Below are 13,251 nucleotides of genomic sequence, written 5' to 3' on the forward strand. Positions count from 1 at the left end.
AATTCTCCATTCGGAGAGTCACTAATTCATTAGTTTTCTAACATATTCTTTTGGCGTGCAGCCGTTGTATCGTTTGAAAAGCTCATAAAAATGCGCCATATTCTCGATGCCAACGGAGGCGGCGATGTCGGTGATGATTTCAGTTTTCGTGATGAGCAGCTTCTCTGCCTTCTGGATGCGTTGTCTGTTCACGTAATCTGTAAATGAAAGACCTACCGATTTCTTGAAAAATTTTGAAAAGTAGGTGTAACTCATCCCGGCTAGCCGGCTAACCTCTTCCATTTCAATTTTTTCATGAAGATGAGCTTCCACGTAAGCAAGTATGGGTTCCATTACAGTCGCATCGACATAGTCGAACGATTGAAGCAACTCGTGACGGTCAAACCGTAGAAGTGTAAGTAGCAAATGCTTGATGTGCATACTCATAGCAATTTCGTAGCCTTTGATTTTGTTCATCATTTCGGTGTGAATCTCGATGATCGTTCGGCCGATTTCTTGCTTGGCTTGCTCATTTTCCGAGAACATATAATTGAGATCTTCAAGAGGTCTAACCATCTCCGAGAAATGACGATAATACATCATCATAGCCGGATCGAAATAGGGTTGCAGGTCTACATGCAGCACAATATAAACGAGTAAGTCATCATCCGGTTTATGGCTCAAATGAAGTTGATTGGAACCAATTAGAACGACATCACCTTGCTTGAGCACGTACTCGTTATTCGGTGTTCGGATACTAAGGACGCCTTCTCGTACAATAATGAACTCGATCTCTTTATGATAGTGCCATTGAGAGCCGAACGGCGTTTTCGGGTTGTCGTTGGTGAATTGCCATACTTTCATGCATAAATGTTCATTTTGGTAATAAATGGGTTCTTTGAATGTATTCATGGAGAAGATCACCCTGTCTATAACGGCAAATTTGGATATAAATTAGACAAACACCGTTATTTTGGTATCGAAGTCGAAAAGATATGATAACTATAAGTAGTATACAACATATAAAGGAGCGAGTGAGATATGAAAGTTGCTGTTATCGGCTGCGGTGGAATGGGACAATGGCATGCACTGAGCTATATGAAAATGCCTGGCGTAGAGCTAGTTGGCGTCTGCGATAACGTTCTATCATTTGCTGAAGAGGTTGCTAAAAAAACAGGAACGATTGCCTTTGAATCTTTTGAAGAGATGGTTGCAGCTGTCGATTTTGACGTAGTCAGTGTAGCAGTACCCTCTTATTTACATAAAGAGCTCGTGTGTCAAGCTGCGAAAGCAGGGAAGCATGTGATCTGTGAGAAACCTGTTGCCCTTGATTTGGAAGATGCAAAAGCGATGATTCGCTGTTGTGAAGAAAATGATGTGAGACTATTCGTAGGACATGTCGTGCGCTTTTTCCCTGAGTATAGTCAAATAAAGAAGGGGATCGACGCTGGTGAGATTGGAAAAGTCGGTGTTGTGAATGCAAGACGTGTGGGTAGTCATCCTGGTAATGCAAGACCTTGGTTCAAAGATGCGGACAAAAGCGGTGGTGTTATCGTTGATTTAATGATTCATGACATTGATTTCATGCGATGGACCTTAGGTGAAGTCAAATCGGTATATGGCATGAACAAATGTAATGCTGATATGGATTATGCGCTTGTTACGTTAGTCTTTGAAAGTGGTGCTGTGGCAAATTTGGAAGCCTTCTGGGGATTTCCTGGCTCCTTCCGCTATGCAGCTGAATTCGCTGGTTCGCAAGGATTGGTTCGAACGGATAGTATGGACGCACAATCCCTGCAAATTCGCAAAGTGGCCTCCGAGGAGAACCAAGGCAAAGTTGTGGAAATCCCACAAAGCCCGAATTTCAATGATCCATATTATATTGAATTGGAACATTTCCTGAACAGCATTCGCTATGGAACGGAACCTATCGTAACGGCACATGACGCTGTAAAAGCATTGGAAATTGCAAATGCGGCGCTGACGTCCATTCGTACAGGTAAATCTGTGCTGCTCTAATTATCGACATTCATTTGAGAGGAGAAACATCATGAAAACGTTACGAGTAGGAATGATAAGTTTCGCGCATGGACATGCATTTAGCTATTTTAATCATTTGGCTCAATCGCCTGAAGTTAGTATCATCGGTATCGCCGAAGAGGATCGAAATCGTGTTGCAGCTATCGTGGAGCAGCACAGTATTCCCTATTATGCGAATTATCAAGAGCTTTTAGCTCAGGATATAGATGCCGTTATCATTTGCTCCGAGAACGTGCATCATGCCAAACTGGTTATCGCTGCTGCGAAAGCGAAAAAGCATGTCCTTTGCGAGAAGCCGCTGGGTACAACAATGGAAGAAATGGAAGCAATGATAGCTGCTTGTAAAGAAAATGGTGTACAGCTCATGACCGCATTCCCATGCCGATATTTAGCAGCCGTCGTGAGAGCAAAAGAAGCGATTGATCGTGGAGATATTGGTGACATTGTTGCAATTAAAGGGACGAATCACGGGGGGAACCCGGGTGGTTGGTTTATTAATAAAGATCTTTCTGGTGGTGGAGCTGTGCTAGATCACACAGTCCATGTTATGGACTTGATGAATTGGTTTTTACAATCCAAGGTCAAAGAAGTGTATGCCTATGGGGCAACACTTTTCAGAGAAGAACTCGAAGTTGAAGATGCTGGCATGGTTCATGTGAAGTTTGAGAATGGTGTGTTTGCCGTATTGGATACAAGTTGGTCGCGACCGAAATCGTTTCCTACTTGGGGCGATGTGACGATGGAGATTGTCGGTACCAAAGGTGTTATCTCGGTCGATGGTTTCGCTCAGAAGAACGACTTATACCGAAACTCCTTAGGTAAAGGCGTTTATTCGTTCTGGGGCGATGATATGGATGCCTATATGATGCGAGATTTCGTTAAAGCTCTGCTCCATAATGAACAAGTGCCAGTCACGGGGGAAGATGGCTTGAGAGCAACGGAAGTCGCACTTCTTGCATATGAATCCATTAAACGAGGACAGCCAGTGGCTTTGTAATTTAAAAAATAGCAGTAGCCGTACATGGGTAAATCTTGTGTACGGCTTTTGCTATGACGAACAAGACATTTTAACGTCCATGACTGAAATCCAAGAGAATTACGCATTTTGCAATTTACTTTGCAGCATACAGCTCCTAGAATAACTGTACAGGAGAGCGGTAAGCCAACTTAAACTTAACAAGGATTGAATCAGGAGGTAAAGCAATGCCAGACTCGACGAGCATTCAATGGGATGCGTTCAAGGATCCTCCCGCCAACTTCCGTTCAATTCCGTTCTGGTCGCTCAATGATTTATTGGAGCCAGCCGAAATCAAAAAACAACTGCAGCAGTTTGCTGAAGGTGGATTTGGAGGAGCTTACCTCCATAGCCGGACTGGCCTATTGACGGAATATTTGGGAGACGACTGGTGGGCTGCCATCCAAGCTGCTTGTGAAGAATGTGAAGCGTTGGGGATTGAGGCATGGTTTTATGACGAAGAGAAATGGCCCTCTGGTTTTGCTGGTGGGATAGTGCCTAACAGCAACTCAGATTACCATGCGCGATCACTGATCAGACTGGCAAAAGGCTCCGAACTTCCACCTAACTGTGAATGGTTGCAAGAAGATGATAACTATATCTACGTAAGCTGCAAGGATACGCTTGGTAACGCGTGGTACAACGGGACCTGTTGGGTGGATTTGATGAATCCGGAGATGGTTAAATCATTTATCGATTGCTCATACGCTCCTTATGCTGAGAAATATAATAGCTATTTGGGTCACACGGCCAAAGGTATTTTCACCGATGAACCCCAAATCAGTCCAAGAGCTGTCAATTTTCATCATCAAGGTCAGATCAGCTACTCGCCGTGGATAAGAGATTTTTTTAAACACCAGCATGGTTATGACATGTTGGATCATGTGCAAGTGCTTTTTGATAACAGTGGTATGTACAAAAAAGTTAGACTAGATTACTACCGGAGTCTGTCAGCATTGCTGGAAAGCAGCTTTAGCCGTCAGATTGGCCAATATTGCGCTGCGGCTGGAATGACGTGGACAGGACACTTTAACGGAGAGAATTCGTTAGGCTCCATTATCTTAAATGTAGGTAATATGATGATCCAGTATCGCCATATGCAACAGCCTGGCATAGATCATTTGGGATTGCGAATAGACGGTGGCCTCATTGCTGCTAAAAGTCTGACAAGTGTTGCCAACCAGTATGGTATGGCGCGAAGACTCTCTGAATTATTTGGGATCAGCGGTCAAAATATGAGCTTTGAAGACCGTAAATGGATAGCCGGCTGGCATGCTGTGCTTGGGATTAATCACTTTTGCCCACATCTTGCTTTATATAGTATGAAAGGCTGTAGGAAGCGCGATTATCCGCCTACCATTTCACCGCAGCAACCGTATTGGAAAAATAATAAGCTAGTGGAAGATTACATGGCTCGGATCTGCTACCTAACAACACAAGGTGAATTTGCCTCGGAACTCTTGGTTCTTCACCCTTTAGAAAGCTGCGTTATGGAATTAACAGGGGCTGACGTTGTCTCTTCTAATGTAGTTACTACGTCGAGTATTAATGAAAGAGACACGAAGTTTCTTGCACTTCTGGAGCAGTTAATGGGCATTCATAGGGATTATGATTTAGGTGATGAGCAAATCATGCAAGACATCGCCAAGGTGGAAGGGGATCAGCTGCAGGTTGGTCACATGAGCTATAAGGTAGTTCTATTGCCATACATGTGTACAATACGACCATCAACAATAGCGTTGCTCGACTCCTTTGCGAAGAATGGCGGTAAAGTTTTTACCATTGGCGGCTATCCGAAGTATGTAGACGGGGAGGAGCAGACAGCTGCTCTGGAGAAGTTGAGAGGCTATGCCACTCTACTTCTTGAAGAAGAACTTGAGTTAGCACTTGCACAAGCCTACGCACCATCGATTCAATTATTTGGACGCGAGGTCTCATCCATTTGGACTCAACATAGAAATCTACAGGGTGACAGTCTCGTCTACTTCACGAACCTATCCAAATCGAAGGAGTTGGCATTTGCCTTTTCGTTGAAGGAGGCCGTGGAAAGTGCGGTATTATGGGATCCTGAAACAGGACATAGCTACACGCTCAAACCTGACCAGAACAAGAAGTTCCATTTGAGTTTGCCGCCTGCGCATTCCTTTATCGTAACGACCGGGGAAGCTTCGCAAGGGGCCATAATTTCGGGGGAATATCATCTCCCTGATGAACTCAAAGCAATCCTATCGTTGGCAGGGCCTTGGCAAGGAATACGTGAAGATCACAATCTGTTGACACTCGATTATGCCAAGTATTCGTTAGACGATGGTGAAAGCTATAGTGAAATGGAGCCGGTCATTGGGATTCATGAACGTTTGACGAATAATGGATATAACGGATCGCTACTGTTAGCTTATCAATGCGAGGCAGCAGTCATCCCTTCACAATCTTTTCTCCTTGTAGAGCAGCCTGACATGTACGAAATCATCAGCGTAAATGGTCATTCTTTTGAGGAACAAGTAAATGATTTCTATCGAGATGCATCCTTTCGTAAAATAGACATTACGGAGAGCTTACATGTGGGTACCAATCTCATCCTATTAAAACTCACTTACGTTGCTCCTATTTTAGATAGCCCTAGTGCAGTTACAAGATACGGTACCGAAATCGAGAGCATCTATATCGCAGGCGAATTTGCTATTGAATCTAAGTGTACTGAGGGGACCGCTAAACAAGAAACTCGTTGTCACTGGCTTTCTGATTTTGTTATTACAGCTGAACGAGAAACGGTTGAAGGGGACTTAGCTGTTGAAGGATTACCATTTTACGCAGGTGAATATAATCTCTCTACATGTTTTGTGTTACCCGTGAAAATGAACAACAAACGATATTATCTGTCTTTTCCTGGCGCAGAAGTGATAACGCTTACAGTTGAGCTGAATGGGCATAAGCTTGGCACCATCGCCAGTAGTCCTTGGAGGTTTGAAGTGACTGCAGCTATTCGCGAAGGTGATAATCATTTACATCTGACGATAACGAATTCGCTTCGAAATATGCTTGGTCCTCATCACCATGTTGGGGGCGAACTTACCAAAGTCAGTCCCGAAAGTTTCACAGGCCAGAGCAGTTGGACATATCCCGGATCTGGGGAAGTTGATTGGTATGATTGTAGGTTGAAAGGCCAAGCGAAGTTATGGCGTGATGAGTATGCGATCGTCCCCTTTGGATTAACCCAACAACCCATGGTTTGGATCGAAGATTGAACCCATACATTCTCTAAACTTATTGAAAGTGGTGAAGAAATTGAAAGTTGCAGCACAATTATACACTCTGCGTGATTATCTCAAGACACCAACGGATATTGCATCTACGCTCAAAAAAGTGAAGGAAATCGGGTACAACGCCGTCCAGATTTCGGGAATAGGGCCGATCGGAAACCGAGAATTGAAGGAAATGACCGATCGTGAAGGTCTGGAAATATGCGCAACCCATATCAACTATGCGGACTTGGTCAATCGGATCGAGAGCGTCATTGAACAACATCACATTTGGAATTGTAAGTATGTAGGAATTGGTGGATTGCCTAACGAATATAAAGGTAGCGGAGAAGGTTACGCGGCATTTGCCAGAGAAGCTTCTGAGATTGGGAAAAAGCTGCAACAAGCAGGATTGACGTTTATTTATCATAATCATGATTTTGAATTTGCCAAATTTGAAGGTCGAACTGGCATGGATATCTTAAGGGAGAATTCGGATAGTCAAGCTTTCCACTTTGAGTTGGATGTGTATTGGGCACAAGCAGGCGGTGCGGACCCGATTGAATGGATTCGCAAATTCGATGGCCGGATGAAAGTTGTTCATTTGAAGGATATGTTAGTGACGCATAACCGAGAGCAGCGTGTTGCTGAAATCGGTGAGGGGAATATGAATTTTGCTGGAATCTTAGCGGCATGTCGAGAAATTGGTGTGGAGTGGGGAGCGGTGGAGCAGGATTTCTGCTGGGATCGGAACCCATTCGATAGTATGACGATCAGTTTTGAGCGATTGAAGTTGCTTGGCATTGACATTTAACAAAGATGAATTTTGACATCAACCTAATGGATACACGAGGAGGTTAAGGCCATTTTGATGAAGCGAAAATGGTTTGGAACCAAAACGTATTTTGCAAGAATGGTACTGTGGATTAGCGCGGCGGTGCTGCTGCTAGTCCTTGTTCTTTCTCTGGTTGAATATATAAGTACGCAGAAGTTGCTGCTTCGGAATGAGTCTACGTCCAATCAGAAAATTTTGTACCAGATCGAATACAATATGGACGTGATGGATGAATCGATTCAAAACCTTAGTAAATTTCTATTCGTCAACGGTGATGTCGCTTCAATTATGTATGCCAAAACAGAGAATATGGCTGACGTTGCCACGCGATTGAATAACATTGTAACTTCCTTAGTGACAGCGAATCCCTATATCCATTCGGTCAGTATTTATAATCGAAATCTAGATCAATTTTATAATGTAGGAAGCTCCATATTCTTTAAAGATCCTTTTGTAGATGGCTTTTATAATGCCAATCAAATGCTGCCAGTGTTGAAACCCGTCATTCGAAATATCCAAAATCTAGTGAATGGGAAAACAGTGCCTGAGCGGGTATTCTCGTATTTTATTTATAGTTCATCCATTAATAGCGCGAAACCGGACGGGGTTGTAGTCGTCAATGTTAAACCAGCATGGCTCATTAACAATATCGTAAAGATTAACTCCATTGATCCTAAAAAGGGCGATCGGGTCTATGTGCTGGATGATGCTGGTGAATTCCTTGAAAGTAACAACGAGCAAATCGACTATAAAATGTGGTTAAAGAATGAATATATGAATTATGCCACATCGCATGTGGGTGCTCAAAAGAACGGGTTTTTCGAAAGCAAGTATGAGGGGGCAAAGCTTTACATAACGTATGTGATTGAGAAAGAAACGGGCTTAACTCTGATCAAAACGCAGCCTGTTAATCAGGTATTTCAATCCATCGAGCGGTTAAAAACAACCATCGTTCTCATAACACTCATTTTTGTCGTTCTTGCTTTAATTCTTTCATTTAGCATTTCACGCAGAATTTATAAGCCATTCGATAAATTGGTTCATACGATTATGTCAGATCGCATGCGTGGTTCGCATTTGGAAGAGGTCGACACGATCGATGAACTTAATTATCTTGGAACTGTGTATAAACAATCCATGGTGAAACTTGAACATTTTAATCAAGAGAAATTTCGTTATCAAAATGTGATGAAGAACTATTGGCTGAATCGTACCGTGAGTGATGGTTTAACACTAAGCCATGAAGAACTAAAGCCGATTTTTGCAGAAATGCGCATTTCGCTCCCACTGGAAGGACCGTATGCTCTGATCATTATGAAAATAGACAAATACAAGGATTTCAAACAAAACATTCATGCTAAGGATCAAGAAACCATCCGTTATGCCATCAGTAACATCGCTTCTGAAATCGTAGGTCGGGCTTATCCTAATGAGGGGCTAGACATGATGGATGATCAAGTGGTGTTAATTGTACGGATATCTGAAGAGGAGCATGCTTACTCGCACGCCATTCATACTTTGATGCAAGAAGTTCAGGACAATGTGTATCGGTATTTTAAAGTGACCCTATCTTGCATGGTGAGTGACACAGTTGATGCATTGAATGCACTCGCTGACTTGTATAATCAATCGTTGAACCAAGCGATGTACAGGTTTATTTTTGGGCATTCCAGTATAATTACGTCCGAGATGATCAAACGAAATAGTGAAAATAAGCAAATGAGCTATGATCGCAACTTAGAAGAGACATTCCTGCAAGCGTTGAAAGCAGGTAATGCCTCATTAACAGGGGAACATTTGCAACAAATTTTCAACGAGATTGGTGCTTTAAGCTATAATAATGCACTGGTTTCGGTCATTCGTTTTGTGGACGCTGTCAAGGATGCGCTTACGGAATCGAAGTTTGCCGCAACGTCGAATTTGTCATCATCGATCTCAGCTATAAGTCGTAGTCTACTTGAGAAGGAAACGATCTCAGAGATACGTGACATACTTCAGGTTGCGTTGCAGGATGCCATGGTGAACGACAGTACGGATAAGCATAATGAACATAATTATTACATTGTCGATGCTGTAAAAGAGTACATTCACTTGCACTATCGTGATCTTTCGCTCAATTTACCTTCGATCGCTGCAACGATGAAAATATCCGCCCGACAGCTAAGCAAAATATTCCGTGAATCCATGGATATCTCCATTCCAGACTACATTAATAAATTACGGATGGAAAAAGCGGCAGAACTGTTGGTCGATCAGCAAATCAGCGTTCGTGAAATTGTGGAACAAGTCGGTTTTGTGAATGAAAGCTATTTCTTCAGCCTATTTAAGAAAAGATTCCATGTGACGCCACGTGAATACGCGCTGCAGAAGAAGACAGTTAAGTTGTATCAGGGTGACTAGGGGATCGTTGTTAGTTGTTCACGGAGATATTTCCACTTTTACAACTACATTGAATAGGACAGAAGTGAGAATAACTAGCTAGTAGATTATTTTAGTAAATTATGGTATATTTACACTCATTACAAAGCTTACATATGGTTGTGAAGCACACGCCGCTTTTCCAAGTTCAGCTCATGCTGGCTAGGGAGGCGGCTTATTTATTTCCAGGGGGCATCGTTTATGAAAACTTCGTTTATCAGCTTATTTGATACCTATGTAGAAAAACATCTTAAGTTACGCACAGGTGAATGACACCGTCGACTGTTAGAAGGGCTTGGACACGCAGAGAAACTATTTCTTGAGAAAGTTTGGTTTCCTGCATTTGGTCATTTTGAATTTCTTCATCCTGAGTATGAAATAAAGGATTTCCGCGATGGCACACGATTCATCGACTTCGCATTCATACGGCAATCCCTCAAACTCGCCATTGAAATTGATGGCTTTACAACACATGTACAGTTAAGCCGTTCTCAATTTGCTGACCAGTTAATCCGCCAGAACCACCTCATCCTTGATAGTTGGAAAATACTACGGTTCACCTATGACGATATTAAAGATCGCCCACGTATGTGTATTCAAATTCTCCAACAATTCATGGGCCGGTTTCTTGGTGTTGTTGATGCAGCATCTATTGAGATGAATGCTTTTGAGAAAGAAATCATTCGCTCAGCTCTATCTAATGATTCGGCGATCAAACCATTACACGTTAGCAAACTACTCAATATCAGTATTCGGAAGTCGCGTCACTTACTCAAAAACATGTGCATAAAATCCCTTATCCAGCCTGCAGGAAAAGGAACGTCCTGTGTACGTATTTACAAATTACATGATCATGCGTTATCAATTTGGGAAGCAAATAATCATGTGATTTGAAGCCACAAATTGTAATTTGCTTTCGAGCGTGCATTTTTCGGCGGCTCGGAGTGAAGTTGAGGAGGATGCGTTACTAAGACTACAATTTTCGACCGCTCACATTGGCGTTTCGTCACTTTGACTAGTTGGATTAGCTGAGCGTGTATTTTTTTGCGGCTAGGAGTGAAGTTGAGGATGATGCGCTACCGAGACTGCTATTATCGACCGCTCAAGTTGGCGTTTCGTCACTTTGACTAGTTGGATTAGCTGAGCGTGCATTTTTCAGCGTCTCGGAGTGGATAAGTGGATGATGTGCTGCTGAGACGGCTATTATCGACCGCTCAAGTTGGTGTTTCGTCTTTTTAACTAGTTAGATTAGCTGAGCGTGCATTTTTCGGCGTCTCGGAGTGAATCTGGGGATGATGCGCTTCTGAGAGTGCTGTTTTCGACCGCTCACGTTAGCGTTTCGTCACTTTGACTAGTTAGATTAGCTGAGCGTGCATTTTTCGGCGTCTCAGAGTGAATAAGTGGAAGATGCGCTACTGAGACTGCAATTTTCGACCACTCACGTTGGCGTTTCTTCTGTTTGACTAGTTTGATTCGCTGAGCGTGCAGTTTTCAGCGTCTCGGAGTGGATAAGTGGATGATGTGCTACTGAGACGGCTATTATCGACCGCTCAAGTTGGCGTTTCGTCACTTTGACTAGTTTGATTCGCTGAGCGTGCAGTTTTCTGCGTCTCAGAGTGAATAAGTAGATGAAGCGCTACTGAGACGGCTATTATCGACCGCTCATATTAGCGTTTCGTCTCATAAGTGATGAACTCAGGACAGTGGAAGGGGGGATGTTCCAAAAACAAGACTTCTACCTCAATTACAGTCCGTATTTCCAGCTCTTTCTGCACGATTTTGAAGAGTTATTCCTATGTTGCAATATACAATACCCTCGTTTTTAACTACGATTTGGTTGTGAAGCTCGATATGGCAACCAAGTAGGAGGTGAGAACGAATGGAAAGAGCATTGAAGATTTTCAGGAAAAATAGCGGACTTACCTTACTGGCTTTGCCGGGGCTCATACTCATTATTATTTTGGATTATGTGCCATTGTATGGATTACTGTTGCCATTTAAGCAGTATCAGTTCGATCTAGGGATTTGGAATAGCCCTTGGGTGGGATTTCGAAACTTTGATTTCTTGTTTAATGGAAACGTACTATTTCGTGTATTAAGAAATACGATCCTCTATAATTTGGTATTTATCGTATTAGGGACCATTTTCGCCGTTGGCTTTGCGCTGCTGCTGTTTGAACTAAACCGTAAATTTGTCAAAGTGTATCAGACGATTATGTTTATTCCCTACTTCATTTCCTGGGTTGTAGCAGGGTTTGCTTTTAAAGCGTTGCTCGATATGGATTATGGCGTGTTTAACCAAGTTCTGACCGCCTTGGGCAAGGAACCGATTATGTGGTACAACGAACCCAAGTACTGGCCAGTCCTCATTGTGGCAGCTGCTGTATGGAAGGGGTTAGGTTACGGATCCGTCATTTACTACGCAGCGCTGATGGGCATTGATGCTGAATATTTCGAAGCAGCCAAGATCGATGGCGCAAGCCGGTTGCGTCAGGTAATCTCCATTTCAATCCCGATGCTCAAACCGATGATCATTATGTTAACGATTTTGCATATCGGAAGCATGTTCTACAGTGATTTCGGATTGTTCTACAATGTGACGTTAAACTCGACGTTACTCTATCCGACGACGGACGTTATCGATACATTCGTCTACAGATCATTGATTGATATGGGGGATATCGGCATGTCATCGGCTGCGGGATTCTTCCAATCCATTGTCGGCTTCGTATTGGTTCTAATGACGAACTTCATCGTTCGCCGAGTCAATGCGGAAAATGCGCTATTCTAAGGAGCATGAACTATGAGCAAACCTATGGCATTACGAAATACGCATACAGTCACACAAATATGGATTCATGCCATTTTTATCGCAGTCTGTGTGGCTTGTCTGTATCCCTTTCTCGTTATTGTGGCAACTTCGTTTCAATCGGAGAGCGGTATTGTTCAGAACGGTTACACGATCATTCCCAAAGAAATTAATCTAGACGCCTATCGAGTGATTCTGGTGGAACCCAAGCAATTGTTAAATTCGTATGCCGTTACAATTATAACCACCTTAGTTGGAACCATTGTCGGTCTGTGGGTGACGACTTCCTATGCCTTTGCGATCTCACGGCATGACTATGCGTACCGAGGAATTCTAGCTTTTCTCATCTTTTTCACGATGCTATTTAAGGGAGGGCTCGTTCCATCCTATATTCTGATTTCCAAATGGTTAGGCCTGCAGAACAACATTCTGGCTCTGATTGTGCCGTACTTAATCAGTGGATGGTTTGTTTTGCTCATGAAAGGTTTTTTGCAAGCGCTACCGAATGCACTCTTCGAATCTGCCAAAATGGATGGAGCCGGCGAGACGCGAATTTTCATTCAACTCGTTTTGCCACTATCCTTACCCGCACTTGCAACCGTAGGCCTGTTCTTCGTTCTCCAATATTGGAACGACTGGTGGCTAACGTTGCTCTACGTCGACAGCAAGGATATGTTGAAGCTTCAATATTTACTTATCCGCGTTTTGAAAAATATGGAATTCTTAAATAGTGCAGAAGCCATTCAATATGGGCTCGTGAAGCCTGGCATGGAAGTCCCGTCGCTCAGTGCTCGCATGGCGATGTGTGTGCTTGCAGCAGGACCAATGCTTGTGGTATTTCCCTTTTTCCAAAGATTCTTCGTCCGCGGTTTGACCGTTGGTTCGGTGAAAGGGTAGTATCCCAGTTACTGTGAAT

At 43.1% G+C, this 13,251-nt stretch carries 8 protein-coding genes; 7 read left to right on the forward strand and 1 reads right to left on the reverse strand.

Going from position 1 to position 13,251, the window contains the following annotated elements; genetic code table 11:
* Window positions 1-21 precede the first annotated feature (21 nt).
* Entirely contained in the window at window positions 22-891 is an 870-nt protein-coding gene (locus AC58QT_RS26235) for an AraC family transcriptional regulator (protein WP_497411588.1), read from the reverse strand.
* Window positions 892-1,020: 129 nt separating this feature from the next.
* Here AC58QT_RS26235 and AC58QT_RS26240 point away from each other — a divergent pair, with 129 nt between their 5' ends.
* The 7 genes from AC58QT_RS26240 (at window position 1,021) to AC58QT_RS26270 (ending at window position 13,232) form a co-directional block, all read left to right on the forward strand.
* Window positions 1,021-1,998: a Gfo/Idh/MocA family protein gene (locus tag AC58QT_RS26240; RefSeq protein ID WP_497411589.1), complete on the forward strand. Its 978-nt coding sequence runs from the start codon at window positions 1,021-1,023 to the stop codon at window positions 1,996-1,998.
* A 31-nt stretch (window positions 1,999-2,029) separates the two neighbouring features.
* A complete protein-coding gene (locus AC58QT_RS26245) occupies window positions 2,030-3,016 on the forward strand; it encodes a Gfo/Idh/MocA family protein (protein ID WP_497411590.1) in 987 nt (328 codons plus the stop codon).
* A 206-nt stretch (window positions 3,017-3,222) separates the two neighbouring features.
* Window positions 3,223-6,279: a hypothetical protein gene (locus AC58QT_RS26250; protein WP_497411591.1), complete on the forward strand. Its 3,057-nt coding sequence runs from the start codon at window positions 3,223-3,225 to the stop codon at window positions 6,277-6,279.
* Window positions 6,280-6,310: 31 nt separating this feature from the next.
* The gene (locus tag AC58QT_RS26255; RefSeq protein WP_497411592.1) at window positions 6,311-7,087 is read left to right on the forward strand and encodes a sugar phosphate isomerase/epimerase family protein; all 777 of its coding nucleotides are present in this window, start codon (window positions 6,311-6,313) and stop codon (window positions 7,085-7,087) included.
* A gap of 57 nt (window positions 7,088-7,144) precedes the next feature.
* The gene (locus AC58QT_RS26260; RefSeq protein ID WP_497411638.1) at window positions 7,145-9,508 is read left to right on the forward strand and encodes an AraC family transcriptional regulator; all 2,364 of its coding nucleotides are present in this window, start codon (window positions 7,145-7,147) and stop codon (window positions 9,506-9,508) included.
* A 1,897-nt stretch (window positions 9,509-11,405) separates the two neighbouring features.
* Complete coding sequence (locus AC58QT_RS26265) at window positions 11,406-12,317, forward strand: ABC transporter permease (RefSeq protein ID WP_497286891.1); 912 nt, start codon at window positions 11,406-11,408, stop codon at window positions 12,315-12,317.
* Between the two features lie 12 nt (window positions 12,318-12,329).
* Entirely contained in the window at window positions 12,330-13,232 is a 903-nt protein-coding gene (locus tag AC58QT_RS26270; protein WP_497411593.1) for a carbohydrate ABC transporter permease, read from the forward strand.
* Window positions 13,233-13,251: the final 19 nt, after the last annotated feature.

Source organism: Paenibacillus sp. J31R109, assembly GCF_059692055.1.

Excerpts from the sequence above, each read along its gene's own strand:
- AC58QT_RS26235 (WP_497411588.1), bottom strand. The coding sequence starts at position 891 with ATGAATACATTCAAAGAACCCATTTATTACCAAAATGAACATTTATGC.
- AC58QT_RS26240 (WP_497411589.1), top strand. The coding sequence starts at position 1,021 with ATGAAAGTTGCTGTTATCGGCTGCGGTGGAATGGGACAATGGCATGCA.
- AC58QT_RS26245 (WP_497411590.1), top strand. The coding sequence starts at position 2,030 with ATGAAAACGTTACGAGTAGGAATGATAAGTTTCGCGCATGGACATGCA.
- AC58QT_RS26250 (WP_497411591.1), top strand. The coding sequence starts at position 3,223 with ATGCCAGACTCGACGAGCATTCAATGGGATGCGTTCAAGGATCCTCCC.
- AC58QT_RS26260 (WP_497411638.1), top strand. The coding sequence starts at position 7,145 with ATGAAGCGAAAATGGTTTGGAACCAAAACGTATTTTGCAAGAATGGTA.
- AC58QT_RS26265 (WP_497286891.1), top strand. The coding sequence starts at position 11,406 with ATGGAAAGAGCATTGAAGATTTTCAGGAAAAATAGCGGACTTACCTTA.
- AC58QT_RS26270 (WP_497411593.1), top strand. The coding sequence starts at position 12,330 with ATGAGCAAACCTATGGCATTACGAAATACGCATACAGTCACACAAATA.